This window comes from Mycolicibacterium arcueilense (assembly GCF_058536225.1).
Genome location: NZ_JBZTYL010000007.1, coordinates 1,683,319 through 1,707,410, shown reverse-complemented (window position 1 = coordinate 1,707,410; position 24,092 = coordinate 1,683,319). Strand labels below are relative to the sequence as shown.

26 protein-coding genes are annotated in these 24,092 nt (G+C 66.1%); 21 read left to right on the top strand and 5 right to left on the bottom strand.

The genetic code is table 11. The annotated features are described in order from the left end of the window. The first annotated feature begins 1 nt into the window (after position 1). Both AC4LGL_RS12620 and AC4LGL_RS12615 read left to right on the top strand, forming a co-directional pair. Complete coding sequence (locus AC4LGL_RS12620; protein WP_491838979.1) at positions 2 to 898, top strand: oxidoreductase; 897 nt, start codon at positions 2 to 4, stop codon at positions 896 to 898. Between the two features lie 36 nt (positions 899 to 934). Then, on the top strand, positions 935 to 1,438 hold the full coding sequence (locus AC4LGL_RS12615) for an SRPBCC family protein (RefSeq protein ID WP_491838978.1): 504 nt from the start codon (positions 935 to 937) through the stop codon (positions 1,436 to 1,438). 4 nt (positions 1,439 to 1,442) lie between these two features. Here the strand turns inward: AC4LGL_RS12615 and AC4LGL_RS12610 are convergent, their stop codons facing one another. Continuing rightward, the gene (locus AC4LGL_RS12610; RefSeq protein WP_491838977.1) at positions 1,443 to 2,918 is read right to left on the bottom strand and encodes a carboxylesterase/lipase family protein; all 1,476 of its coding nucleotides are present in this window, start codon (positions 2,916 to 2,918) and stop codon (positions 1,443 to 1,445) included. Between the two features lie 74 nt (positions 2,919 to 2,992). On the opposite strand from AC4LGL_RS12610, the gene ypfJ reads away from it, so the two are divergent. The 8 genes from ypfJ (at position 2,993) to AC4LGL_RS12570 (ending at position 10,499) form a co-directional block, all read left to right on the top strand. Then, a complete protein-coding gene (ypfJ, locus tag AC4LGL_RS12605) occupies positions 2,993 to 3,886 on the top strand; it encodes a KPN_02809 family neutral zinc metallopeptidase (protein ID WP_491838976.1) in 894 nt (297 codons plus the stop codon). After that, the gene (locus AC4LGL_RS12600; RefSeq protein WP_491838975.1) at positions 3,879 to 5,513 is read left to right on the top strand and encodes a DUF885 domain-containing protein; all 1,635 of its coding nucleotides are present in this window, start codon (positions 3,879 to 3,881) and stop codon (positions 5,511 to 5,513) included. Before ypfJ ends, AC4LGL_RS12600 begins: the two co-directional genes overlap by 8 nt. Before the next feature lie 20 nt (positions 5,514 to 5,533). Then, positions 5,534 to 6,058 (top strand): DinB family protein, encoded by a 525-nt coding sequence (locus tag AC4LGL_RS12595; RefSeq protein ID WP_491838974.1) that lies wholly within the window; start codon positions 5,534 to 5,536, stop codon positions 6,056 to 6,058. Positions 6,059 to 6,141: 83 nt separating this feature from the next. Then, positions 6,142 to 7,023 carry an RNA polymerase sigma-70 factor gene (locus tag AC4LGL_RS12590; RefSeq protein WP_491839352.1) on the top strand — a complete coding sequence of 294 codons (882 nt, stop codon included), beginning with the start codon at positions 6,142 to 6,144 and terminating at the stop codon, positions 7,021 to 7,023. Beyond that, on the top strand, positions 7,023 to 7,469 hold the full coding sequence (locus AC4LGL_RS12585) for an SRPBCC family protein (RefSeq protein ID WP_491838973.1): 447 nt from the start codon (positions 7,023 to 7,025) through the stop codon (positions 7,467 to 7,469). Before AC4LGL_RS12590 ends, AC4LGL_RS12585 begins: the two co-directional genes overlap by 1 nt. A gap of 32 nt (positions 7,470 to 7,501) precedes the next feature. Further along, positions 7,502 to 8,092 (top strand): TetR/AcrR family transcriptional regulator, encoded by a 591-nt coding sequence (locus AC4LGL_RS12580; RefSeq protein ID WP_491838972.1) that lies wholly within the window; start codon positions 7,502 to 7,504, stop codon positions 8,090 to 8,092. Further along, on the top strand, positions 8,089 to 9,648 hold the full coding sequence (locus AC4LGL_RS12575) for a flavin-containing monooxygenase (protein ID WP_491838971.1): 1,560 nt from the start codon (positions 8,089 to 8,091) through the stop codon (positions 9,646 to 9,648). Before AC4LGL_RS12580 ends, AC4LGL_RS12575 begins: the two co-directional genes overlap by 4 nt. Continuing rightward, positions 9,645 to 10,499, top strand: coding sequence for a mycofactocin-coupled SDR family oxidoreductase (locus AC4LGL_RS12570; protein ID WP_491838970.1), 855 nt, complete (start codon positions 9,645 to 9,647; stop codon positions 10,497 to 10,499). The genes AC4LGL_RS12575 and AC4LGL_RS12570 overlap by 4 nt, the downstream gene beginning before the upstream one ends. 15 nt (positions 10,500 to 10,514) lie before the next feature. Here AC4LGL_RS12570 and AC4LGL_RS12565 read toward each other — a convergent pair whose 3' ends face one another. Further along, entirely contained in the window at positions 10,515 to 11,414 is a 900-nt protein-coding gene (locus AC4LGL_RS12565; protein WP_491838969.1) for an acyl-CoA thioesterase, read from the bottom strand. A gap of 13 nt (positions 11,415 to 11,427) precedes the next feature. Further along, positions 11,428 to 12,261, bottom strand: coding sequence for an LLM class flavin-dependent oxidoreductase (locus AC4LGL_RS12560; RefSeq protein WP_491838968.1), 834 nt, complete (start codon positions 12,259 to 12,261; stop codon positions 11,428 to 11,430). Positions 12,262 to 12,337: 76 nt separating this feature from the next. Between AC4LGL_RS12560 and AC4LGL_RS12555 the strand changes: the two genes are divergently transcribed. From AC4LGL_RS12555 to AC4LGL_RS12530, 6 genes are all read left to right on the top strand, one after another. Beyond that, on the top strand, positions 12,338 to 12,976 hold the full coding sequence (locus AC4LGL_RS12555) for a TetR/AcrR family transcriptional regulator (protein WP_491838967.1): 639 nt from the start codon (positions 12,338 to 12,340) through the stop codon (positions 12,974 to 12,976). Positions 12,977 to 13,088: 112 nt separating this feature from the next. Continuing rightward, positions 13,089 to 14,318: an amidohydrolase family protein gene (locus AC4LGL_RS12550; RefSeq protein WP_491838966.1), complete on the top strand. Its 1,230-nt coding sequence runs from the start codon at positions 13,089 to 13,091 to the stop codon at positions 14,316 to 14,318. Positions 14,319 to 14,355: 37 nt separating this feature from the next. Continuing rightward, complete coding sequence (locus tag AC4LGL_RS12545; protein WP_491838965.1) at positions 14,356 to 15,516, top strand: acyl-CoA dehydrogenase family protein; 1,161 nt, start codon at positions 14,356 to 14,358, stop codon at positions 15,514 to 15,516. Then, positions 15,513 to 16,787: an acyl-CoA dehydrogenase family protein gene (locus AC4LGL_RS12540; RefSeq protein WP_491838964.1), complete on the top strand. Its 1,275-nt coding sequence runs from the start codon at positions 15,513 to 15,515 to the stop codon at positions 16,785 to 16,787. The genes AC4LGL_RS12545 and AC4LGL_RS12540 overlap by 4 nt, the downstream gene beginning before the upstream one ends. A gap of 79 nt (positions 16,788 to 16,866) precedes the next feature. Next, positions 16,867 to 17,301: an SRPBCC family protein gene (locus AC4LGL_RS12535; RefSeq protein ID WP_491838963.1), complete on the top strand. Its 435-nt coding sequence runs from the start codon at positions 16,867 to 16,869 to the stop codon at positions 17,299 to 17,301. 31 nt (positions 17,302 to 17,332) lie between these two features. After that, positions 17,333 to 17,647 carry a hypothetical protein gene (locus AC4LGL_RS12530; protein ID WP_491838962.1) on the top strand — a complete coding sequence of 105 codons (315 nt, stop codon included), beginning with the start codon at positions 17,333 to 17,335 and terminating at the stop codon, positions 17,645 to 17,647. On the opposite strand, the gene AC4LGL_RS12525 is transcribed toward AC4LGL_RS12530, so the two are convergent. Then, positions 17,644 to 18,654: an Rv2578c family radical SAM protein gene (locus AC4LGL_RS12525; protein ID WP_491838961.1), complete on the bottom strand. Its 1,011-nt coding sequence runs from the start codon at positions 18,652 to 18,654 to the stop codon at positions 17,644 to 17,646. The genes AC4LGL_RS12530 and AC4LGL_RS12525 overlap by 4 nt on opposite strands. A 265-nt stretch (positions 18,655 to 18,919) precedes the next feature. Between AC4LGL_RS12525 and sigJ the strand changes: the two genes are divergently transcribed. The 4 genes from sigJ (at position 18,920) to AC4LGL_RS12505 (ending at position 21,738) form a co-directional block, all read left to right on the top strand. Beyond that, positions 18,920 to 19,786 carry an RNA polymerase sigma factor SigJ gene (gene sigJ / locus AC4LGL_RS12520; protein ID WP_491838960.1) on the top strand — a complete coding sequence of 289 codons (867 nt, stop codon included), beginning with the start codon at positions 18,920 to 18,922 and terminating at the stop codon, positions 19,784 to 19,786. A gap of 67 nt (positions 19,787 to 19,853) precedes the next feature. Continuing rightward, positions 19,854 to 20,774 carry an NADP-dependent oxidoreductase gene (locus AC4LGL_RS12515; RefSeq protein ID WP_491838959.1) on the top strand — a complete coding sequence of 307 codons (921 nt, stop codon included), beginning with the start codon at positions 19,854 to 19,856 and terminating at the stop codon, positions 20,772 to 20,774. A gap of 13 nt (positions 20,775 to 20,787) precedes the next feature. Then, positions 20,788 to 21,249 (top strand): cupin domain-containing protein, encoded by a 462-nt coding sequence (locus tag AC4LGL_RS12510; RefSeq protein WP_491838958.1) that lies wholly within the window; start codon positions 20,788 to 20,790, stop codon positions 21,247 to 21,249. A gap of 87 nt (positions 21,250 to 21,336) precedes the next feature. Further along, positions 21,337 to 21,738 carry a carboxymuconolactone decarboxylase family protein gene (locus tag AC4LGL_RS12505; protein ID WP_491839351.1) on the top strand — a complete coding sequence of 134 codons (402 nt, stop codon included), beginning with the start codon at positions 21,337 to 21,339 and terminating at the stop codon, positions 21,736 to 21,738. 45 nt (positions 21,739 to 21,783) lie between these two features. On the opposite strand, the gene AC4LGL_RS12500 is transcribed toward AC4LGL_RS12505, so the two are convergent. Continuing rightward, positions 21,784 to 22,209 (bottom strand): Rv2576c family protein, encoded by a 426-nt coding sequence (locus tag AC4LGL_RS12500; RefSeq protein WP_174554256.1) that lies wholly within the window; start codon positions 22,207 to 22,209, stop codon positions 21,784 to 21,786. Between the two features lie 158 nt (positions 22,210 to 22,367). On the opposite strand from AC4LGL_RS12500, the gene AC4LGL_RS12495 reads away from it, so the two are divergent. After that, the gene (locus AC4LGL_RS12495; RefSeq protein ID WP_491838957.1) at positions 22,368 to 24,029 is read left to right on the top strand and encodes a purine-cytosine permease family protein; all 1,662 of its coding nucleotides are present in this window, start codon (positions 22,368 to 22,370) and stop codon (positions 24,027 to 24,029) included. Positions 24,030 to 24,092: the final 63 nt, after the last annotated feature.

The following is a 24,092-nucleotide window of genomic DNA, read 5'->3' as shown; positions in this document are numbered from 1 at the left end:
CATGACCTCCCCCATCGCAGTTATCGGACCGGGGGCCATCGGGTCCACCGTCGCCGCCCTGCTGCATGCCGCGGGCCGGGCGGTCCTGCTGTGCGGCCGGACCCCGCGCGACGGCATCGAAGTCCGGCCCGACGATGGGGACCCCATCCGGGTACCTGGGCCGGTGCACACCGATCCCGACAGTGTGGAGGGCCCACTGGACGTGGTCTTTCTTGCCGTCAAGGACACCCAGAACGCCCAGGCTGCAGCGTGGCTGGACCGGCTGTGCGACGAGAAGACCGTGGTGTGCGCGCTGCAGAACGGCGTGGAACAGGTCGAGCGCGTGAGCGGGATCAGCCGGCACACCGACAAGTCCCACGTGGTGCCCGCGGCGGTGTGGATCTCCTCGGAGACACAATCCGGCGGTTGGGTGCGGTTGCGCAGCGAGGCCCGGTTGGTGCTGCCCGACACTCCGGCGGCCGAGGTCGTCGCCGAGGCAGTGCGCGACACCGCGATCACCGTCGAACACGATCCCGATTTCCGCAGCGCTGCCTGGCGCAAGCTGCTGGTCAATGCCGTGGTGGGGTTCATGGTGCTGGCCGACCGGCGGGCGGGCATGTTCCGCCGGGACGACGTGGCCGCGCTGGCGCGGCGCTATCTGACCGAATGCCTGGCCGTGGCCCGGGCCGACGGCGCCGGCCTGGGTGACGAGGTCGTCGACGAGATCGTCTCCATGTTGGCCGCCGCGCCCGAGGACCTGACCACCTCGATGCTGACCGACCACCAGGCCGGCCGACCGCTGGAGTGGGATGTCCGCAACGGCGTCATCGTCCGCAAGGCGGCCGCGCACGGCCTGCCCACCCCGATCAGTGACGTGGTGGTCCCGCTGCTGGCGGCGGCCGGCGACGGGCCGGGCTGACCCGCCAGTAGACACTCTCCCCTAGGGTGTCTACCCATGGCCCGGACCTACCAGTGCGAACGCGTCGAGTTGGACTTCATCGACCGTGCGCCGTTCCGCTTCGTCAGCACCGTCGACCTCGCCATCACTCCCGAGCAACTGTTCGAGGTGCTCAGCGACGCGTCCTCATGGCCGCACTGGGCCACCGTGATCACCAATGTGGAATGGACCAGCCCAGAACCCCGCGGCGTCGGCACCACCCGCACCGTCACGATGCGCGGGCACATCACCGGAGATGAGGAATTCCTGGCCTGGGAACCCTTCTCCCACATGGCTTTCCGGTTCAACACCAGCACCTCAAACGCGATCTCGGCCTTCGCCGAGGACTACCGCGTGGTGGAGACGGCCGACGGCTGCCACCTGACCTGGGTGATGGCCATGAAGCCCAGCGGCCTGGCCGGCCGGCTCGGGATGACCATGGGCCAGCCGGTGATGGCGTGGCTGTTCCAGCGCTTCCTGCACAACCTCCGCCGGTATACCGACGAGCGCTACGGCAAGTAGGCCGCTAACCGAGCCCGTCCCACACCTGGCGTCGCACCGCGTCGGGATCGGCCACGGTCTCGTCACGCGTGGACCGGATCACCCGGGTCAACCGGCGGTCGGTGTCGTACTCCGGCCAGTCGGCGACCTCGGCCCGGGCGAAGTCCAGCCAGGTACGTTGCATCCGCCGACCGACCGACGGCTGCACCCGGCGACCCAGCGGGTGCAGCTTGCGACCCAGATATGACCCGTAGCTGTGCTGGATGTGCACGATCTCGCTGCCGTGGGTGGCGCCAAGTCCCAGCACCTTGAGCGTCCACGTGGTGTGGTCGAACCGGTATACGTGAGTCGGCGCGTGTGCACTGTAGGCATCGGCGAACGCCCAGGTCGGTGCACCGAACATGACGTCGGAGCCAAATGCGATCAGCGCCCGGCGGCGCGGAAAACCGGGATACGCGGCCAGCACCCGATCGCGGTCGTCCGGGCCGTGGCGCCGCAGATAGTCCTCGACCCCTGCCAGCGTGGTCGGCAGCATCGGCGGCTTACCCCAGGCGAACATCGACGCCTCGTGGCTGTTGGTGCCGATGATCAACGGCACCGCGGACACCGCACCCGCGCGCGCCGCCTCGGTCGGATGCAACGGCAGTAGATCGACACCGTGGGTCAGCCCGTAGGCCAACGTCGGTGTCTGCTGGGCACTCTCGAGCTGCAGTTGCCCCGCGGCCCGGCGCAGTTGCCGCTGTGGCAGCACTTTGAGCTGCTCGGCCCCCACTCCGAGCAGTTGCATGAAGCGGCGCGACTGACGGGCCCGGTCTTCCCGGTCGGCGATCAGCGGTAACGCCGGACTCTGCGCGATCGCCCGGTCGAACAACCCGTCGGCCACCGGGCTGGCCAGCAGCGCCAACACCGATGTGGCACCGGCCGATTCACCGAACACCGTCACCTGCCGGGGATCGCCGCCGAATGCGGCGATGTTGTCGCGCACCCATTGCAGTGCGGCGATCTGGTCCCTCAGGCACAGATTGTCGTCGAATCCCTCACCGAGGTCACCGAGTTCGAATCCGCCGAACACGCCGAGCCGATAGGTCACGTTGACGACCACCACGTTGCCGTTCTCGGCCAGCCGCGAGCCGTTGTACAGCTGCAACTGGCCCGCACCGTAGACAAAGGCGCCGCCGGGGATCCACACCATCACCGGCAACGAGCCGCCCGTGTCCGGGGACCAGACGGTGACGGTCAGGCAAGCCTCGTCACGCACCTTGGGGTCGTCGCGACCGCCCCCGACGAACGAACGGCCTTGTGGCGGCAACGGGCCGTGCTCCACGGCGTCACGCACTCCGGTCCAGGGCACCACCGGCCGAGGTGCCAGGAAACGCAGTGCGCCGATGGGCTGCTGGGCGTACTCGACACCTCGCCACACGCTGACCCCGCCTTCACGGGTACCGCGTAGCCGCCCCAGCGAGGTGTGGGCAATGGTCGAATGTTCCGCAACGACGGACACGTCTGAATCGTAGTGTGAAAAGCTTAACGGGCTGTTGAGCACGCACCTACCGGCGAATGCGATGGAGTGACGGGATGACCTTCAACGAGGGTATGCAGATCGACACGAGCACCACCTCCAGTTCCGGCGGTGGCCGCGGCCCCGGCCGTGGCATCGCGATCGGTGGAGGTCTCGGTGGTCTGTTGATCGTTGTGCTCGCGATGTTCCTGGGTGTCGACCCGGGCACCGTGATGCCACAACAGCAGCAGCCGATAGACACCAGCAGCGCCGGGGGTGAGGGGTTCGACCTCAGCCAGTGCAAGACCGGCGCCGACGCCAACAGCAAGGTCGAATGCCGGGTGGTCGCCACCGGCAACTCCGTCGACGGCGTGTGGTCCCAGCTGCTGAAGGGATACACCCGTCCGCACGTCCGACTGTTCAAGGGGCAGGTCCAGACCGGGTGCGGTCCGGCCACCAGTGACGTCGGCCCGTTCTACTGCCCCGTCGACAAGACGGCGTACTTCGACACCGACTTCTTCCAGGTGCTCGTCGATCAGTTCGGTTCCAGCGGAGGGCCCCTCGCACAGGAGTACGTCGTCGCCCACGAGTTCGGCCACCACGTGCAGGACCTGCTGGGCGTTCTCGGTCGGGCCCAGCGGGACCCCGAGGGCGCCACCGGTGCGGGCGTGCGCACCGAACTGCAGGCCGACTGCTACGCCGGCGTCTGGGCGCATTACGCGTCGATCACCCGGCAGGAGGGCACCGATGTGCCGTTCCTGCAGCCACTGAGCGACAAGGACATCACCGACGCCCTGTCCGCGGCCTCCTCCGTCGGCGACGACCGCATCCAGAAGCAGGCTACCGGCCGGGTCAACCCCGAAGCGTGGACCCACGGTTCTTCCGAGCAGCGACAGAAGTGGTTCACCATCGGCTACCAGACCGGCGATCCGAACAAGTGCGACACCTTCGCCGCGAACAACCTTGGCTAGGGCCGCCACAGCCGTCGACGCGGTAGCCGAGCGCTACCTCGATACCTATGCGCAGCTTGATCCGTGCGCCGCAACGGAACTGGGCATCACCGGTCACGACGATGAGATGACCGACTACTCCCCGCAGGGAGTGGCAGCCCGCGCCGAAGCTGCCCGCGCAACGCTGCGGGAACTCGACGGGCTGGAGCCCGCCGATGATGTCGACGTGGTCACCGTGGCCGCGCTGCGCGAGCGCCTCGGCGCGGCCGTCGACGTGCACGACGCCGGCCTGGACCTCGGTGAACTCAACGTCATCGCCTCGCCGCTGCAAACCATGCGCGACGTGTTCGACCTGATGGCCACCGACACCGAGGACGACTGGGCGCTGATCGCTGCGAGGTTGGCGAAGGTGCCCGATCGTGCTGCCGGCTACGCGGACGCCCTTCGTGCCGCGACCCGCAGCAGTCACGGCCCGGCCCTTCGCCAGGTCACCCGAGGGGTCACCCAGGCCCGGCAGATCGCCCAGTTGTTCGCCGAGATGGCCACCGGCGCGGTACCGGAGAACCGGCGATTACAGGGGCAGCTACGGCAGCTCACCGAAGCCGCGGCCGACGCCTACCGGCGGCTGGGCGACGTGCTGCGGGAGGACATCGCGCCGCATGCGCGCCAGTCCGATGCCTGCGGGCGCGACACCTACCGGCTGATGTCACGGCAGTTCCTGGGTACTGCCGTCGACCTCGACGAGGCCTACGAATGGGGCTTGGGCCTGCTCGATGCCGTTGTGGCCGAACAGGAATCGATCGCCCAGCAGCTCTACCCCGGGGCCACCGTGGCCGAGACGCTGCGCCGGTTGGACGACGAACCGCGCTACGTCATCGCCGGCACCGATGCGCTGCAGGCCTGGATGCAGGATCTGTCCGACCGCGCGGTCCAGTCGCTGGCCGGCACCCACTTCGACATCGACGGGCCGCTTCGCACACTCGAGTGCCGGATCGCCCCGACCCAGACCGGCGGCATCTACTACACCGGGCCGTCGGAGGACTGGTCGCGGCCAGGACGCATGTGGTGGTCGGTTCCACCGGGCGTCGAGCGGTTCCACACCTGGCAGGAAACCACCACGGTGTTCCATGAAGGTGTTCCCGGCCATCATCTGCAGATCGGCCGCGCGGTGGCGCTGGCCGATCGGCTCAACCGGTGGCGCCGGCTTGGCTGCTGGGTGTCGGGCCACGGTGAGGGCTGGGCGTTGTACGCCGAGCGGTTGATGGCCGAGCTGGGCTGGCTCGACGATGCCGGCGACCGTATGGGAATGCTTGATGCACAACGGTTCCGAGCGGCTCGGGTGGTGCTCGACATCGGCGTGCACTGCGGCCTCACCGCTCCCGACGGTGAGGTGTGGGATGCCGAGCGGGCCTGGAACTTCCTGACCTCGCATTCGGCCATGGCCGAGGAGAACCTGCGCTTCGAGCTCGACCGCTACCTCGGCTGGCCGGGCCAGGCTCCGTCGTACGCCATCGGGCAACGGATCTGGCACGAACTCCGCGACGAGGCCTTGCGCCGGGGATCATCTCTGCGGGAATTCCACAGCCGCGCACTCGATCTGGGCGGGCTGCCGCTCGACGTCCTCAGATCGGCGTTGTCAGCCGGCTGACCGGCGACAACACTGGTGGCATGGAAGCCCTGGAGCCCGACACCAAGGACTGGACCTGGGTGCTGTCTCGCGTCTGCACGGAGTGCGGGTTCGACCCGGCATCGGTCCAACCCAGCGAGGTCGCCGCCATGATCCGCGACGATGCCGCACTGTGGGTGCCCCGACTGCACGGCACCGGGGTCGCTGTGCGGATCCGTCCGGACCGCTGGTCGATCCTGGAATACGGCTGCCACATCCGCGACGTGCACCGGGTCTTCGAGCACCGAGTGCAGTTGATGTTGACCGAGCAGGATCCTCAGTTCCCGAACTGGGATCAGGACGCCACCGCGATCGCCGACGATTATGGGTCGCAGGATCCGGGGAACGTCGCGACCGAGCTGTTCGAAGCGGCCGGGGTGGTCGCCGACACCTATGACCGCGTGCCGGCCGACGCCTGGTCGCGCCGCGGGTTGCGCAGCAATGGCAGCGAGTTCACCATCGCGACGATCGCGATCTATCACCTGCACGACATCGTCCACCACGCACACGACGTCGCCGGGATGTGATGTGGTTCACAGCCAAAGGCTGTCACGGTTCGGAGCCCCAGCGGTGTCTGAGAGTGTGACGACCAACGGCACAGGGGGATCATCTGAACGCCACCGAGGTATTCGCGGGGTACCGCCCGCTGCTCTTCACACTGGCCTACGAGATTCTGGGTAGCGCCGCAGACGCCGAAGATGTGGTGCAGGAAAGCTACCTGCGCTGGATCACGGCAGGCGACGTGACACATCCGCACGCATATCTCGTACAGGTCGTGACACGGCAGGCCCTCAATGCGCTGCGCACCAGCAAGCGCCGACGCGAGGACTACGTCGGCAATTGGCTACCCGAGCCGATCCAGACCGAGCCCGACGTGGGCGAGGACGCCGTCCTCGCCGAGTCCGTATCCATGGCAATGCTGCTTGTCCTGGAGACGCTCAGCCCCGACGAACGCGTGGTGTTCGTCTTGCACGAGGTGTTCGGCTACACCTATCCCGAGATCGCGCCCGTGGTGGGAAAGTCCGACACTGCCGTGCGCCAAATCGCCCACCGCGCACGCGAACACGTACAGGCCCGCAGACGCCGCTTCACGCCGGACAACCAGCTGGCACGGACCACGGTCACCCGGTTCCTGCGGGCCGCGCACACCGGTGACATCGATGGCCTCGTCGCGGTGATGGCCCCCGACATCGTGGCGCTGTCCGACGGCGGCGGACAGGTATCGGCTGCCCGTCGTCCGGTGGTCGGGCCACAACGCGTCGCGCACTTCATGGCCGGGCTTGCCCAGGGCGCGATGGCCGAGTTCGACATCTCGTTCGGAAGTTACAACTCGATGCCCGCCGTGTCGTTCCTCCGGGACGGAGCGCTGGACTCGATCCTGCTCATCGAGCTGACCGACGGACTCATCACTGCGCTCTACGCGATGCGCAATCCCGACAAGCTCCGCGACACCGCCACCACCCGCAGCCTGACCAGACAGCAGGAGAACTGATGCAGACCGTCACCGTCGAACGTTTCATCGGAGCACCGCAGGATGAGGTGTTCGAGTTCATGAGCAACGCAGCCAATTTCACGCGTTCTCCGTTGGTACTTCGACAGCGGCTGGCCGAACCCGGCCGGCAGGCCCCATATGGACAAGGAGCGGTACGCATCCTGCTCTGGACGATCGGCTGGTTCCGGGAACGCATCACCGCGTACGACGCGCCGCACTACTTCGACTACTCGGTCGAACGCAGCTTCCCACCCTCGGAGCACCGGCACGGACGGGTGAGCTTCACCGCGGTGGACGCCGGCACCCACGTCGTGTGGACCACGACGTTCCGGGTGAAGTTCCCACTCATCGGCGAAACGCTGACCCGTTGGATCGGTCGACCGATGCTGACCAGGGTGTTCAACGACGTGCTGGATGCCGCCGCGACTGATCTGGCCAAACGCTGACCACATTGAACAGATCTCGTTAATCTGTTCAAATGCGCGATACGGACCGGGCGGTGTCACCCGCACTGCTCGCCGCGACCGCTGCGACGCTCAGGCTTTTGGGCCCAAGGCAATTCAGTCTCACCGCAGTCGCCGAACACGCGGGCGTCTCCCGCGGCACCGTCCACAACGCCTTCGGCAGCCGAGACAATGCGATCAAGATCGCGCTCGACCACCTGGCCGGCGCCTTCATAGAGACCATCGCCGCCGAGGCCGGCCGCCACGAAGGCTTGGCCGACCAGGTCGCCGCCGCGGCCGTTGTCATCTGCGCCCACCGGCAGAACTCCGAGTCGGTCCCGCAACGCGGCATCAACGAAAGCGTCGTGGTGCTGTTGCTGCGCAACACCGGCGACGATCTGATGCAACGTTCGATCGACCTGTGGAAACCGTTCGTCCGCGCGGCCCAGGAACGCGGAGAGGTCGGACCCGGCGTCGCCCCGGCACGGGCCGGCGAATGGATCGTGCGCCTGCTACTCAGCTTCGAACTGCTCCCGCCCATCGGGGTGAACCTCGACAGTCCGCGAGCGGTCAAACGATTCGTGTCCGACCACATCGTCGTCGGCCTCACCGGAAGGCAACAATGACCCAACCCGACTACGAAGTCGCCGTCATCGGCGCCGGGCCCGGCGGCATCGCCACCGCGCACCTGTTGCAACAGAAGGGTATCCACAACTTCGTCATCATCGAGCGGGGCGACGACTTCGGCGGAACCTGGCGCGACAACCACTACCCCGGACTCGCAGTCGACATCCCCACCCTGTGGTACCAGCTGTCGTTCGCCCCGAATCCGAACTGGAGCAGGTTCTTCGCACCCGGCCCGGAAATCCATCGTTACCTGCAGGACACGGCAGCGGACCTCGGGCTCTACCAGCACCTACGGCCCAACTGTGAGGTGATCCGCCAGCAGTGGGACGACGAACTCGGTCTGTGGCGACTGCAGATCCGCGACGAGGCACCCGTGACGGCGCGTTTCGTGGTCAGTTCGGTCGGCGGCTATGTCAATGCCAAGCACACCGTCGACATCGAGGGTGTGGACGACTTCACCGGAACGATCCTGCGTCCCAACGCCTGGGACGACAGCTACGACACCAGGGGCAAGCGCATCGCCGTGATCGGCACCGGTTCCTCAGGAGTCCAGATCACCGCCGCCCTGTCCGCGGCAGCCGCCAATCTCGATGTCTACCAACGCACCCCGGCCTGGGTGCTACCAAAAGTCGACTTCGACTTCTCTCCGTGGATGCGCCGACTGATGCGCTTGCCCGGCGTCGTTCCGGCGGTGAACACAGTCGGTCGGCTGGCGATGGACATCTTCATGGTGGCACCCATCGTCCACGTCTTCTCCCGACTGCCGGACAACTGGCTACGCCGCCTGATGCCGCTCTACGATGGCTGGTCCCGGCTGCTGTACAGGTTGCTGCTGCGTGCGGTCGTCGACGACGCGGCCACCCGCCGAAAACTGGTGCCACACTACGGCATCCTGGCCAAACGGCCGGTGATCTCCAGTGCATTCCTGCCGGCACTGAACAACCCCAGCACCAACCTGATCACCACGCCGATCGACCGGATCACCGCGACCGGGATCCGCACCACCGACGGCGTCGATCATCCGGCCGACCTGCTGGTGCTGGCCACCGGCTACGAACTGTGGATCGACCCGGAAACCTACCGACCGGACACCATCCTGGGTCCCAACGGTTTCGACCTCGCCCAGTACTACCGCGCGCACGGTCTGCACACCTACGCCGGCACGGCCCACCCACGGCTGCCCAACCGCTGGGAGATCGTCGGCCCGCTCGGCTTCGTCGGATTCGCCTGGCTTGACTATGTCGAGACTGTCGCCGCACACGCCGTGCGGATCATCGACGAGACCCGGCACCGCGGTGCACAGGTCGCCACCGTCAGCCAGGACGCGTTCAACCTGTGGAACGAGCGGATGCGTCGCGACGGCCGGGTTGCGCACCTGTACTACACCGCGACATCGGGCCTGAACAGCTATTTCGTCAACTCCCAGTACGAGACTCCGTATTACCGGCCGCAGACGATCACCGGCTCCCGGCAGTTTGCCCGCCAGTCCCCCCTGTCCGACTACCAGTTCACCAATGTCCGCGTCACCGCACTACCCGAGGAGCAACCCGCATGACTTCCGACGAGCGCTTGCGCGAGGAGCCGACGGCCAACGCCTCACTCGCCGGGCGGGTCGCCTACGTCACGGGCGCCGCGCGCGGCCAGGGTCGCTCGCACTGCGTGCGACTGGCTCGAGCCGGAGCCGACATCGTCGCACTCGACGCCTGCGCACCCGTCGCCGCCCAGAACGGTTACGCCGCAGCCACCCCGGAGGATCTCGCAGAGACCGTGGCCCTCGTCGAGGGCGAGGGGCGCAAGGTCCTGGCCCGTGAGGTCGACGTGCGTGATGCCGAGGGCCAGAAGCGACTGGTGGCCGATGCGGTCGAACAGTTCGGCAGGCTCGACGTCGTCGTGGCCAATGCCGGTGTGCTCAATTGGGGCCGGCTGTGGGAGATTCCGGCGCAGCAGTGGCAGGACGCCATCGACGTCAACCTCACCGGGGTGTTCAACACGGTCCAGGCGGTGGTGCCGGCGATGATCGAGGCGGGCAACGGCGGTTCGATCATCACGATCAGTTCTGCGGCCGGCATCAAGGCGGTACCCGGCTGTGCGCACTACTGCGCCAGCAAGTTCGGTGTCGTCGGGCTCACCAATTCACTGGCCATCGAGCTGGGCGAGTTCGGGATCCGGGCGAATTCGATCCACCCCTACGGCACCGACACCCCGATGGGTAACGACGTATCGATGTACAAGGTGCTGCAGGACCATCCGAACTACATCCACAGCTTCTCCCCCGGCGCGTTGCCCACGGATTCACTCATCGCGCCCGACGACATCTCGGACATCGTGCTGTGGCTGGCCAGCGATGCGTCGTCGTTGGTCACCGCCGCCCAGATCCCGGCAGACAAGGGGTATCTGAAGATCTGAGCGGCGGTGCCGGTCCTACAGCCGCGAGTGCTCGGAGATGCTGGTATCGGTGGTACGCAGCGGACGGATCAGCGCGTCCTGGCTGAACGAGGCGATGAGTTCGCCTTGCTCGGTGTGCACCGCGCCGCGCACATACGACATTCCCGCGCCGACCTGGGTGCTCTCGTGGCTGTAGAGCAGCCACCCGTCCCACCGGACCGGCTCGTGGAAACTCACCGTGACCGTCATCGGCGCGGTCGAGACCGTGAGGTGGGCCTGCGCGGTACCGATACCCTCGTGCGCCCGCATCGTGGTCGAAATGCCCAGGTGCCCCGTGAAATATGCGATCAGCGCCTTGGCCAGGTCATCGCGGGCCGGGACGGGGTCGTAGTGCAGCCAGGCGTACAGCTCGGGCGGGCCGACCTCGTCGGGGCTGTTGACGTCGACGACGTCGACCAGACGCAGTTCGCGTCCGATCATCGGCATGTGAGAAAGGTTCGAGTCCGCCGGGCCGGCGACCTCGGGCCGCGGCAGATGATGGCGGATGACATCACCGGAGGGCACATCGGTGAACACCGTGATGGTGATGCAGCGCTTGCCGTTCTGTGACGCCGCGATCACCGCGGTGGCTGTCGACCGGCCTTCGCTGATCACATCGACGTCGAGCTCGACCGGTGGGCCCACCATCACGGCCCGGGCAAACACCGCATGTGCCGACCGAACCGACTTGTCCGGAAAGCGTTTCGCCGCCGCGACGATCGCGGCGCCCACGATCTGGGTGCCTTCGACCACCTGACGCTCGTCGACACCGGCGATGCCGGTCTGGACGGTGAAACGGTTCTCCCCCGCGGGTTCGGCATCGAACAGGTCCAGCAGCATCTGCAGCGTCCACTGCGTCGGTTCGACCTCTTGGGGTGCCTCGGATTCTGCGGTCATGACTTCCTCTCTTTCACGCGTTGATGACTGTCTCGGCGAATTCCGAAATGGTGTGGGGTGCGGCGAAATCGGCGAACCACACGTAGAAGCGTTCGACGCCCTGCGCGGACAGATCGGCGAAGTGGGCGGCGAGTTCGGCGGCGTCGCCGCACACCAGGCCGTCGCCGAGGTGCCCGAACAGCCGGGTGCTGCGTTCGGTCACTGCCGTGCGATCGGCGCCGCGGCCGACGAAGCCGACCATCTGTTGCAGGGAGGCTCGTGCCGAGCCCACTGTCGGTAGCAACGCGGGCAGCCGATCGAGCTGATGCGACGGAATGTTCCACCAGTCGGCGTGGGTCCGTACCAGTTCCATCATGCGCTTGCCGGTTCCGCCCAGCACCAACGGAATTGGATGGGACGGACGCGGGGCCTGCCCACGCTCACCATCGCCCCAATACTGGTGCAGCAGGTCCAGATTCTCGCCCAGCCTGCGAACCCGTGCTGCCGCGTCACCGCTTTCGATGTCGAACCGCTCGAACTCCTGGGGCCAGGACCCGGATCCGAGACCGAGTTCGAAGCGCCCGCCACTGGCCTCTGACAGTGTCACGGCCTGCTTGGCCAACACCGACGGATGACGGAATGCATCGCACAACACCAGATGGCCGATCCGCAGCCGTTCGGTGCGCGCCGCCACCCAGGTCGCGACAGTCATTGCCTCCCAGATGTTTTGGTGAGTGGCACCGGGAGCTTCCAGATGGTCGATGAAGGCAATGCCGTCGAAGCCGCTGGCCTCGGCCACCTGGGCACGTTCGACGACGTCGTCGACAGCCAGCCGTACCTGGGGTAGGAACAGAGACCACTCGCTCAATCGCAACCTGCCTATTGCTTCTACAGAAACGGTAACGTCATTCTCGCAAGTGCAGCATGACGGAGGTGATGGCGCAATGGCTAGGCTGGCCGGACGACCGCCCGAAGGCGCGCGCGCCGAGGCACAGGCGGACCGGGCCCGCCGGTTCATGAAATCGGCGTTGGCGATCCTGGGCGAAACCGGACGCACCGACTTCACGGTGCTGGAGGTGGTGGAACGCTCCAAGACCTCGTTGCGATCCTTCTACCAGCATTTTTCCACTAAGGATGAGCTGCTGCTGGCCCTCATCGACAAGATCATGGCGGAGTCCACGCTGCGCTGGCGCGGCGACACCGACGGGCTGGCCGGCCCCGACGCACTCCGGTCGCTGATCGAGCGCATCACCGTCCCGGCGTCGTCGAGCACCCAGGACAGCATCAACCGCGGCCTGACCTTCTACAACGACCATCTCGCCGAGTCGCTGCCGCGTGAATATGCGCGGGTACTGGCCCCACTGCACGAGCTCATCGGCGACATCCTGCGGCGCGGAATGGATTCGGGGGCATTCCGGTCCGACATCGACGTTCAGAGCACCGCCGCCCTGATCATGCAGTCGGTCCTGGGCGCGATGCGGCTGCGTTCACTGGGAGTCGAACTCAACGGCGCGCCGATCGACGGTGAGCACATCTACGAGTTCTGTGTACGCGGCCTGCTGACCCCTCAGCACCCTGGCTGACCAGCAACTTTCCCATCCATTGAGCGATCGCCCGAATGGGCTCGTCGGCGTCGATGATCCCGTGGTAACGTCATTACCAGTTTCGGAAATCACACTCTTCCAGGAGGCGAACATGCCCTCACGCGAGCTTCCCTACCCGGTGTTCGACGCCGACAATCACTTCTACGAGCCCAAAGAGGCGCTCACCCAGTTCCTGCCCGACAATCGCAAGGGCGTCATCGACTACATCGATGTGCACGGCCGCACGAAGATCGTGGTGCGCAACCAGATCAGCGATTACATCCCCAACCCCACGTTCGAGGTGGTCGCGCGGCCGGGCGCCCAGGAGGAGTACTTCCGGCACGGCAGCGGCGGCAAGAGCTATCGCGAGGTGATGGGCAAGCCGATGAAGGCCATCCCCGCCTTCCGCAACCCCGAAGCGCGCCTTGAGGTCCTGGACAGCCTGGGCCTGGACTACACGATCATGTTCCCGACCCTTGCCAGCCTGGTCGAGGAGCGCCTCAAGGACGACCCCGACCTGATCCTCGACATCATTCACGCGCTGAACGAGTGGATGTACGAGACCTGGCAGTTCAACTACTCCGACCGCATCTTCTCGACGCCGGTCATCAACCTCGGCGTCGTCGACCGCGCCCTCGAAGAACTCGAGTGGTGCCTGGAACGCGGCGCCAAGACCGTGCTGGTCCGCCCGGCGCCGGTACCCGGTTACCGCGGTAGCCGCTCGATGGGCCTTCCGGAGTTCGACCCGTTTTGGGACGCCTGCGTGAAAGCGGGCATCCCGGTGTGCATGCACGCTTCGGACAGCGGGTACGCGCAGTACCTCAACGACTGGGAGCCGGCCGACGAGTTCCTCCCGTTCAAGCCGACGTCGTTCCGGATGGTGGCGATGGGCAAGCGTCCGATCGAGGACACCATGGCCGCGCTGGTCTGCCACGGCGCACTGACCCGCAATCCGGACCTGCGAATCCTGTCGGTGGAGAACGGCGCCTCGTGGGTGCCGTACCTGTTCTACCAATTCAAAGACGTCTACTCGAAGATGCCGCAGGAGTTCCCCGAGGATCCGATCGAGGCGTTCAAGCGCTGCGTGTACGTCGCCCCGTTCTGGGAGGACGACTTCAAGAAGATGGCCGACCTGTGCGGCATCGACCGCATCATCTTCGGATCCGACTGGCCGCACCCCGAGGGCCTGGCCGATCCGATCAACCTGGTCGATGATCTGGTTGCACACGGCCTCGACGACGAGGGCGTCCGAAAGGTCATGGGCGGCAACCTGGTCGACCTGTTCAAGGTCGAGAACAAGAAGGTATACCGACCCGATGTTCCCGCACTCGTACTGAACTGATCCAGTCCCTCCACACCTACGAAGCTGGGCCGACTACATGACAGATGTGGCAAATCCCGAACAGATGCTGTTCACCTCCACCGCACAGGCCTTCCTGGAGAAGGAGGTGCCGCTGAGCCGCGTGCGTGAACTCCATGCCGAGGGCATCGCCTTCGACACCGGATGGTGGGGGCGCGCAGCCGAATTGGGTTGGGCCAGCCTGCTGGTGCCCGAGGAACTGGGCGGCGGGAGTCCGTCGGGAGACGGTGTGGCCGACCTGGCGTTGCTTGCCGAGCAGGCCGGCCACACCGTGGCTCCCGGTCCGCTGCATCCGATCAGTATCGTGCTGGCCGGCCTCGTCGAATCACCGGACGGACACGAGGAACTCATCGAATCACTGGTTGCCGGCGAGACCGTGGCATCGTGGGCGGCCTACGAACCCAAGCGGCCGTTCGGAGCCCTTCAATCCGCCACCGGCGTCGGCACCACGGTCACCCGTACCGAGTCGGGCTACCGCATCGACGGTGTCAAGGACCGAGTCGAAGCCGGCGACCAGGCCGACACGGTTCTGGTGGTTGCCGCCTGCGACGGGCAGATCAGGCAGTTCCTGGTGCCGACCGACGCGGCCGGCGTGACTGTCAGCCCCCAGAAGTCGGTGGACCTGGTCAAGCGTTATGCCCGAGTGCAATTCGATGGCGTCGAGATCGACGCGTCCGCCGTGGTGGGGACTGCCGAGGAGACCCCGGCCATCATCGAACGCCAGCGCCAGGTCGCCCTGGTGCTGCAGTGCGCCGAGATCGTCGGAATCCTCGACGCGGTACTGACGATGACCAACCAGTGGCTCACCGACCGGCACAGCTTCGGCCGTCCACTGGCGTCGTATCAGGCTCTCAAACATCGCGCCGCCGACATGAAGATGTGGTTCGAAGCAGCGCGCGCCACCACCACCGGAGCCGTGGCGGCCGTGGCCGAACGCTCCCCCGAAGCATCGAAGCTCGTCAGCGTCGCGAAAGCCTATGTGGCCGAACGCGCTCCCGTGATGCTGCAGGACTGCGTGCAGTTGCACGGCGGCATCGGGGTGACCTGGGAGCATGATCTGCACCTGTACCTGCGGCGGGTTGCGCTCTACCGGGCGCTCTACGGTTCACCCGAAGACCACCACCGTGCCGTGTACGCGTTGAGCCGCAAGACCCACGCAGCCGAGGAGATCGGGGCATGACCGACACCGTGAGCACCACAGCAACAACAGAGTCCGTCGAGCAGTTCGCGTTGCGCGCCCGGACCTGGCTGGCCGAGAACATGCCGCCCATCGATCCCGGCAACCCCCCGTTCGCAGTGCGGGCCGAAACCGAATCGTGGGAGCGGGCAAAGGAACTGCAGAAGCGCCTCTACGAAGGCGGCTTCGCCGGCATCTGCTTCCCGCGCGAGTACGGCGGCCTTGGGCTCGATTACGCATACCAGAACGCATTCAACGACGAATGCCGGAACTACGAGATGCCGTTGATCCTCAACACCCCGTCGTTCACCATCTGCGGCGCAACCATTCTCGACATGGGCAGCGAAGACCAGAAACGTGAGCGCATCTCGGCCGCAATCCGTGGCGATGAGGTCCTGTGTCAGCTGCTGTCCGAACCCAGTGGCGGGTCGGATCTCGCCGGCGTGATCACCCGAGCCGAGCTCAAGGGTGATACCTGGATCATCAACGGCGCCAAGACCTGGAGCACCAGCGCATTTGCCGCCGACTACGGGTTGATGCTGGCCCGCACCGACTGGACCGTGCCCAAACACGAGGGCCTGACCATGTTCCTGGTGCCGCTCAACGCGCCGGGTATCACGATGCGGCGCATCACCGAAGTGAACGGCAACGAAGAATTCTGTGAGGAGTTCTTCGACAATCTCGAGCTGCCGGCAGACGCCGTGGTCGGCGACGTCAACGACGGCTGGACCGTCGCCTCGCGTCAGCTGCACCACGAACGTCGCGCGGTCGGTGGCGGTTCCGAGTTCGCCAGTGGGACCGGGGCCGAGAACGCGAACGAGATGCCGCCGGACCACGTCGGGCTGGCCGAGGCCACCGGACAGGGCGACGACGCCCGGGTGCAGGACCTGGCGGGGCGCGCGCTCGTGCGGCGCATCGTCAAGAAGCAGCTCATCGATCACGTCGGCAAGGCGATCGGAAACGGCTCGCTGCCACCGAATGCGGGCACGTTGATCCGGCTGTTCCATGCCGAGACCACCGAACTCGAGGTGGACACCGCGCTGGCCATCGCCGGTACGGCCGGCGTCGTCGACGAGGGTTCTGACGATGCACCGGAGTTGGCCGGGCTGATGGAGATCGGAGTGCGCTACCTGTCCCGGCAGACCGGGTCGCTGGGCGGCGGCAGTTCGGAGATGGCGCGCAACGTCATCGGCGAGCGGATCCTCGGCTTCCCGCGCGAACTCGCGGCCGACCGCGGCGTGCCGTTCAACCAGGTCAAACGCAACAAGAGCTGAGTGCCCTTCGGCGCTGAGGCGCGGACGTACCGACAGGTGTGCCGCGTACGGTGGGGACCAGACAACGCAGGGGGGCCCGATGCCGACCATTCACTTGGAACGAGTGATCGCAGCGCCGCCAGAGCAGGTCTTCGACTGGATGGCCGACCCCGCGGCACTGGCCACCGCACCGCTGGTACTCCGATCGGGCTGGACAGCGGGATCGTCGGGACCCGCCGTGGGGGCCGTACGCGCGGTGACCGGAGCCGGCATGTGGTTCCGGGAAGAGATCACCGCCTACGACCGCCCGAACAGTTACTCGTATCTGATCATCGGGTCATTCCCACCGTTCGACCACGACGGCGGCACACTGACTTTCACACCCCGCGACGGCGGGACGCATATCGACTGGACGACCAGCTACACCCACCCCGCCCGCGCCGGCGGTAAAGCGATGGAGGCCGTCAGCTCACGACTGCTGCCGTGGAACTTCCGCGCCATCCTCGCCAACTGTGCCAAGGCGCTGGAGCACTAGGCACAAGGTCAACCAGATCAACGGCAGTCGTATGGCTTACATCGACGAGGGTGACGGCACCGCCGCGTCAGCCATCGTGTTCCAGCACGGCAACCCCACGTCGTCGTACTTGTGGCGCAACGTGATGCCGGTGACGTGGGCAGACTGGCCCGACCCGGTACGGGAGGTGTTTCAGGGCTTCCGCTCCCAACCCGGCGCCATCATGCGGGGCCGGGTCCGCGAGTTCGCCCGGACCTGGCCGAATCAGACCGAAGTAACTGTTGCCGGTACGCATTTCGTTCAGGAGGACAGCCCCGACGAGATCGGGACGGCGGTCGCCGACTTCGTGCGCGGCCTCGCCCGCTAGAAGAGTGCCGGTTGCATCGGCACTGCGGGTTCGCGCACGGCACCGACGCGGGCGGCGGGTGCCGGCCCCGTCAATCCGTGCCGGGCCACCAGGGGTTTCACCCGGGCACGAAGCATGTCGCGATAGTCCGGTGGCAGATAGGCGCCGCGCCGGTACAACCGTTGGTAATCGGCGAGCAGTTCCGGATGTTCGCGCTGCAACCAGGACATGAACCAGCCGCGTGTCGTCCCCCTCAGATGCAGACCGAACACGGTCACGCCGCTGGCCCCTGCCGCGGCGATGCGACTGAGCAAAGCGTCGAGTTGGTCAGCCGAATCTGTGAGATACGGCAGCACCGGTGCGACCATCACATGGCACCGCAGCCCCGCGTCGCGTATCGCCGTGATCAGGCCCAGCCTCGCTTCGGGCGTAGGCGTTCCGGGTTCGACCGTGCGGTGCAGTTCCGCATCACCTACGGCCAGCGACACCGCGACGCTCACCTCGACGCGACGCGACGCCTCGGCGACCTGCGGCAGGTCGCGGCGAAGCAGCGTGCCCTTGGTCAGTATGGAGAACGGCGTTCCTGAATCAGACAGCGCTGCAATGATTCCCGGCATCAGGGCGTACCGGCCTTCGGCGCGCTGATACGGGTCGGTATTGGTACCGAGTGCAACCGTCTCGCGGGCCCAGGACCGGCGCCGCAACTCACGGGCCAGCACCTCGGCGACGTTGGTCTTCACCACCACCTGGGTGTCGAAGTCTGAGCCGCTGTCGAACTCGAGATACTCATGGGTGGGACGGGCGAAGCAGTACCGGCAGGCGTGGCTGCAGCCGCGGTAGCCGTTGACGGTGTACCGGAAAGGCAGCATCGATGCCGCGGGCACCTTGTTCAGCGCCGACTTGCACAGCACCTCATGAAACGTGATGCCCTCGAACTGCGGTGTACGCACGCTGCGGACGAAACCCAGCCGCTGCAGACCCGGCAGCGCACCGTCGTCAGCGTCCAGCGCCTGGTCGTCCCACCGCATACCGACATCGAACAATTGTTCGATATAAATGTCAAGGTAATTCCATGAGTGTCGATCCCGATGAGGACTGGGTGCGCCGATGCCGCGGTTTCGGGTACGGCATCGGCGCGCGCCGTGGGCGCTTGCCCAGTCCATCGCGCATCAGAATCGGAAGCGGAACCGCCCGATGCGCATTCCAATATCGAACAATAGTTCGAATGATGAGTCAAGCCCGATCTCAATCCCTGGGATCCCGGGCGACGTCGCATCTGCGAAGGTAGCGGGTATGTCTGATCAGCAGGACACGCTCACTGCCGAGTGGGAGACGCATCGACCCGCGGTCTTCGGTGTGGCGTACCGGTTGCTGGGCAGTGTCGCCGATGCCGAGGACGTGGCCCAGGAGGTGTGGCTACGGGCAACGGGCGCAGATCTGGCCGAGGTGAAGGATCTACGGGCATGGCTGGTCACGGTTTCCGCGCGGCTGTCATACGACATCCTCAAGAGTGCCCGGGCCCGCCGCGAAGCCTACGTCGGGCCGTGGCTTCCCGAGCCGCTGCTGACCGGGCCCGACGCGTCGGAGCCGGTCCTCGTCGACGAGTCGGTCAGCTCGGCGATGCTGCTGATCATGGACGAGCTGAGCCCGCCGGAGCGCGTGGCCTTCGTCCTGCACGACGTTTTCGGTATCGAGTTCGACCGGATCGCCGAAATGCTGGAGTTGTCCGCGGCTGCCGCCCGCCAGTCGGCTTCGCGGGCGCGGCGGCGGGTGGACAAGGCGAAACAGTCCGCGCCGCAGGCGTCGAACGCCGAACGCCGAAGGGTGCTGACAACCTTCCGCGCCGCCTACGAAGCCGGTGATATGGCGAGTCTGGTCCGGCTTCTGCATCCGGGTGCGGTCTATGTCACCGACGGCGGCGGCAAGGTCTCGGCGGCCCGCAAGCCCATTCGCGGCGGTGAGCGTATCGCCATGGTGATGGAGCGAGTAGGGCGGCAGTGGCGCCCCGACCGCATCGATTTCATCGAGGTCGGCGGCGAGCCCGCGCTGGTGTTCTATCAGCAGGACGGCGTGTACTCCGTCGACACGGTGCAGATCACGGACGGTTTGATCACCGCCTACCGCCGGGTCATCAACCCGGACAAACTCGCTCACCTCTGACTGTCACATCTGGCGGTGCTATCTCGTCTCCCTGGTGAGAGTGGACAACGATCCGAAAGGACTCGTGATGCAAGCCATCACCGTTTCCGACCGTGACGGCGGTATCGCCGAAATGACCCTGGCGGACATACCGCACCCGCACACGGCCGAGAACGACGTCATCGTGCGGGTGCACGCCGCGGGCTTCACACCTGGAGAGCTCGACTGGCCGGCCACCTGGACCGATCGGGCCGGCCGCGACCGAACCCCCAGCGTGCCCGGACACGAGCTTTCGGGTGTCGTGGCCGAGTTGGGGTTCGGTACAACGGGTTTGACCGTCGGTCAGCGGGTGTTCGGGCTCGCCGACTGGACCCGCAACGGCACGCTCGCGGAATACGTTGCGGTAGAAGCCCGTAACCTGGCGCCGCTGCCGGCAGATGTCGACCACGTGGTGGCTGCCGCACTGCCGATATCCGGATTGACCGCGTGGCAGGGCCTGTTCGACCACGGCCGGCTCGCCACCGGGCAGACGGTGCTGATCCACGGCGCCGCGGGTGGAGTCGGGTCCATCGCGGTGCAGCTCGCTCGTGAGGTAGGCGCACACGTCATCGGTACCGGCCGCGCGGCGGACCGGGACCGGGCGCTGGCGCTCGGTGCCCACACCTTCGTCGACCTTGCCGCTGAAAAGCTGGAGGAGGCAGGCGAAGTCGATGTGGTGTTCGATGTGATCGGCGGAGACATTCTCGCCCGCTCAGCCGCTCTGGTGCGGGCCGGAGGCACCCTCGTCACCATCGCCGAACCACCAGAAGTCCGCCCCGAGGACGGACGGGCGGTCTTCTTCGTCGTCGAACCCGATCGGGTCCGGTTGGCCGACCTCATCGCGCGAGTGCGGGACGGACGACTCACCCCGGTCGTCGGTGCCGTGCGGCCGTTGGCCGAGGCAGCGGACGCGTTCGCGCCAGGCAAGCGCATCCCCGGCAAGACGATCATCCAGGTGACCGAAGACTGACAAGGAGCAGAACATGACGGGAATGCGTATCGCGGGAGGGATTCTGGCCGTCGCCGCCCTGACCGGCGCCACGGCGTGCACGTCTGCGAGCCAGGCGGCCCCCACCACGACACCGACACCTGCTGCCACATCGGAAGCCTCTTCGGAGACCCTGACCCCGTTGATCGAGCAGGCCCTTCCGAACGTGCCGGGAAAGACGTTCACCTCGACGGTCGTCAGCTTCCCGCCCGGGGCCCGCGCCGTGCCACACCGCCACGGCGAGGCCTTCGTGTACGCCTACGTCCTCGAGGGATCCGTGCGCAGTGCGGTCGACGACAACCCGGTGACCACCTACCGCGCCGGCGAGAACTGGGTCGAGCAACCGGGTGCCCACCACCCCGTCACCGAGAACGCCAGCGACACGGATCCGGCCAAACTACTGGTTGTCTTCGTCTCCAACACCGGAGACCGCCTCAAGGTCGATGACCACCAGTAGCAGTCCCGCACCGACGAATCGAAGGAATCAATGGTGAGCTCACCGCGCGTCAACGTCGGCACCCAGCATCCGGCCGCCTACAAGGCGATGTTCGCTCTGTCGGGAGAGGTGGAGCAATGCGCGGCAGACGCCGGCCTCGACCCGCTCCTCATCGAGCTGGTCAAGATCCGCACATCCCAGATCAACGGGTGCGCGTTCTGTCTGCGTATGCACACCCGAGACGCCCTCGCCAAGGGCGAGAGCCCGGATCGGATCGCCGTGCTACCCGCATGGGAAGAAACCGGCTACTTCTCCGAGACCGACCGCGCCGCTCTCGCTCTGGCCGAAGCGGTCACCCGGATATCGGGTACGCACGTCAGCGATGAGCAATACGCCACCGCTGCCTCCGCACTCACCGCTGACCAGATCTCGGCGGTCATCTGGCTGGCCACCGTGATGAATGCCTTCAACCGCATCGCGATCTCCAGCCGGTACCGCGTCGCCGGCTGAATCGGATGGGGCGGGTCAGATCACCACACCCGCGAGCGGGTCAAATTACCACTGACCGAGCTGGCAGCGCGGGCTGTACGGATGATCGTTCTGGACGGCGATCTGGCCGTCGACGGAGATCTCGCAGTGCGCGTTGGGCTGAGCCTGGCCCCCGTGCGTCGTGCTCGCGACCGTGAAGACAGCCCACTGCGGATCGGCGAGCGTGGTCTCGAACACCCAGGGCGTGTCGGGACCGACGTTCACCGTCGCCTTCTGCAGGTACTTGTACGCATCGGCGTTGTAGGCGTCTTTGCTCGCAGGCTGCGTCGTCAGGTAGTAGAGGTCGAATTCGTACGGCGCGCCGGAGGTGAGCGTGTACTTCACCTGATGGCCCTGGCCGGACGGGTCCGCATACGACGTTGCGTTGGAGACCGCCATACCCGCAGCCGCCAGTACGAGCGCCGCACCGACCGTGGTTGTCGCTTTTCGCATATTCGTCACATACGTCATATCCGAGCACGGTACCGCCTTGTTACACCTGTGACAGGACCGGTGGTGCATCATCATTGCGCCGACAACGTCCGAAATCTGTTCACGCTGGGAACATGGCTGTCATCGGGAGGTAACAAGCCGCTCTTAATTTTTCCCGCATGACACAAGACCTCGGCAGTAAGCCGGCGGACGAAACTGTCGAGCCCGGCCTCGACACCATGAATGCCACCAGGGAAACCCTGGAGGACTACACGCTGCGGTTCGCGCCGCGCAGCTACCGGAAATGGTCGACGCGGGTGGTGGGGATCTCCGCACTCGGCGGCATCGCCTACCTGGCCGACTTCGCGATCGGCGCCAACATCGGCATCTCGTACGGCACCACCAACGCGCTGTGGGGCATCCTGATCTTCGCGGTCGTCGTCGTCCTCACCGGATTCCCGGTCGCCTACTATTCCGCGCGCTACAACATCGACCTCGACCTCGTCACGCGCGGTAGCGGATTCGGCTACTACGGCTCCGTCGTCACCAATGTCATCTTCGCGACGTTCACCTTCATCTTCTTCGCACTCGAAGGTTCGATCATGGCGCAGGGCCTCAAGCTGGGCCTTCACATCCCGCTGTCGCTGGGCTATGCAGTGTCCACACTGGTTATCTTCCCGCTGGTCATCTACGGCATGAAAGCGCTTTCCACACTCCAGGTCTGGACGACTCCGCTGTGGCTGGTCCTGATGGTGGCACCGTTCGTCTATCTCGTGGTGAGCCACCCGGAGTCGGTCGGTCAGTTCTTCGCCTATCAGGGCGAGAACGGCGTCAAGGGCTTCGATCTCGGCTCGACGCTGTTGGCCGCCGGCGTGTGCTTGTCACTCATCGCCCAGATCGCCGAACAGAACGACTATCTGCGGTTCATGCCGCCGCTGACTCCGGAGAACAAGCGCAGCTGGTGGACCTGGATGATCCTGGCCGGGCCGGGTTGGGTGTTCTTCGGCGCCGTCAAGCAGGTCGTCGGGCTCTTCCTCGCGGTCTATCTGATCGCCAACGTCGCCGACAGTGCCGGAATCGCCAACCAGCCAGTGCACCAGTTCCTGGAGATCTACGAGAACTTCCTGCCCGGTTGGCTTGCGATGACTCTGGCCGTGGTGCTCGTGGTGATCAGTCAGGTCAAGATCAACGTCACCAATGCGTACTCCGGTTCGCTGGCGTGGACGAACGCCTTCACCCGCGTCACCAAGCACTACCCTGGGCGGCTCGTGTTCCTCGGGCTGAACCTGTTGATCGCACTGATCCTGATGGAAGCCAACATGTTCGACTTCCTCAACACGATCCTGGGCTTCTATGCCAACTGCGGCATGGCGTGGGTGGTCGTGGTCGCCAGCGACATCGTGTTCAACAAGTACCTGCTCAAACTGTCCCCGAAAGAACCCGAGTTCCGGCGCGGGATGCTGTATGCGTTCAACCCCGTCGGTTTCGGCTCGATGCTGATCGCTGCCGGGCTGTCGGTGATCGCGTTCTTCGGCGGACTCGGCGAGGCCATCCGGCCCTACTCGCCATTGGTCGCCATCGGCCTCGCGCTGGTGCTGCCGCCGATCATCGCCGTCGCCACGAAGGGGAAATACTACCTGCGCCGCACCGACGACGGCATCGACCTGCCGATGTTCGACGAGTTCGGCAACCCCTCCGGTGCGCACCTCAAATGCCATGTCTGCCATCACGATTACGAGCGTCCGGACATGCTCAAGTGTGAGACACACGATGCCTACGTGTGCTCGCTCTGCGTGAGCACCGACAAGGTCGCCGACCACGTGCTGCCGGCCGCACGGTAAGGCTCGACCCACGTACGTTCACGTCCCGGCGGCCCGCTATCGATCGGATAGCGGGCCGTCGGG

Bases quoted from the DNA above. Each gene is read 5' to 3' on its own strand.
- AC4LGL_RS12620 (WP_491838979.1), top strand. From the start codon at position 2: ATGACCTCCCCCATCGCAGTTATCGGACCGGGGGCCATCGGGTCCACC.
- AC4LGL_RS12615 (WP_491838978.1), top strand. From the start codon at position 935: ATGGCCCGGACCTACCAGTGCGAACGCGTCGAGTTGGACTTCATCGAC.
- ypfJ (WP_491838976.1), top strand. From the start codon at position 2,993: ATGACCTTCAACGAGGGTATGCAGATCGACACGAGCACCACCTCCAGT.
- AC4LGL_RS12595 (WP_491838974.1), top strand. From the start codon at position 5,534: ATGGAAGCCCTGGAGCCCGACACCAAGGACTGGACCTGGGTGCTGTCT.
- AC4LGL_RS12585 (WP_491838973.1), top strand. From the start codon at position 7,023: ATGCAGACCGTCACCGTCGAACGTTTCATCGGAGCACCGCAGGATGAG.
- AC4LGL_RS12580 (WP_491838972.1), top strand. From the start codon at position 7,502: ATGCGCGATACGGACCGGGCGGTGTCACCCGCACTGCTCGCCGCGACC.
- AC4LGL_RS12575 (WP_491838971.1), top strand. From the start codon at position 8,089: ATGACCCAACCCGACTACGAAGTCGCCGTCATCGGCGCCGGGCCCGGC.
- AC4LGL_RS12570 (WP_491838970.1), top strand. From the start codon at position 9,645: ATGACTTCCGACGAGCGCTTGCGCGAGGAGCCGACGGCCAACGCCTCA.
- AC4LGL_RS12565 (WP_491838969.1), bottom strand. From the start codon at position 11,414: ATGACCGCAGAATCCGAGGCACCCCAAGAGGTCGAACCGACGCAGTGG.
- AC4LGL_RS12555 (WP_491838967.1), top strand. From the start codon at position 12,338: ATGGCTAGGCTGGCCGGACGACCGCCCGAAGGCGCGCGCGCCGAGGCA.
- AC4LGL_RS12550 (WP_491838966.1), top strand. From the start codon at position 13,089: ATGCCCTCACGCGAGCTTCCCTACCCGGTGTTCGACGCCGACAATCAC.
- AC4LGL_RS12545 (WP_491838965.1), top strand. From the start codon at position 14,356: ATGACAGATGTGGCAAATCCCGAACAGATGCTGTTCACCTCCACCGCA.
- AC4LGL_RS12540 (WP_491838964.1), top strand. From the start codon at position 15,513: ATGACCGACACCGTGAGCACCACAGCAACAACAGAGTCCGTCGAGCAG.
- AC4LGL_RS12535 (WP_491838963.1), top strand. From the start codon at position 16,867: ATGCCGACCATTCACTTGGAACGAGTGATCGCAGCGCCGCCAGAGCAG.
- AC4LGL_RS12530 (WP_491838962.1), top strand. From the start codon at position 17,333: ATGGCTTACATCGACGAGGGTGACGGCACCGCCGCGTCAGCCATCGTG.
- AC4LGL_RS12525 (WP_491838961.1), bottom strand. From the start codon at position 18,654: ATGCGGTGGGACGACCAGGCGCTGGACGCTGACGACGGTGCGCTGCCG.
- sigJ (WP_491838960.1), top strand. From the start codon at position 18,920: ATGTCTGATCAGCAGGACACGCTCACTGCCGAGTGGGAGACGCATCGA.
- AC4LGL_RS12515 (WP_491838959.1), top strand. From the start codon at position 19,854: ATGCAAGCCATCACCGTTTCCGACCGTGACGGCGGTATCGCCGAAATG.
- AC4LGL_RS12510 (WP_491838958.1), top strand. From the start codon at position 20,788: ATGACGGGAATGCGTATCGCGGGAGGGATTCTGGCCGTCGCCGCCCTG.
- AC4LGL_RS12505 (WP_491839351.1), top strand. From the start codon at position 21,337: ATGTTCGCTCTGTCGGGAGAGGTGGAGCAATGCGCGGCAGACGCCGGC.
- AC4LGL_RS12500 (WP_174554256.1), bottom strand. From the start codon at position 22,209: ATGCGAAAAGCGACAACCACGGTCGGTGCGGCGCTCGTACTGGCGGCT.
- AC4LGL_RS12495 (WP_491838957.1), top strand. From the start codon at position 22,368: ATGACACAAGACCTCGGCAGTAAGCCGGCGGACGAAACTGTCGAGCCC.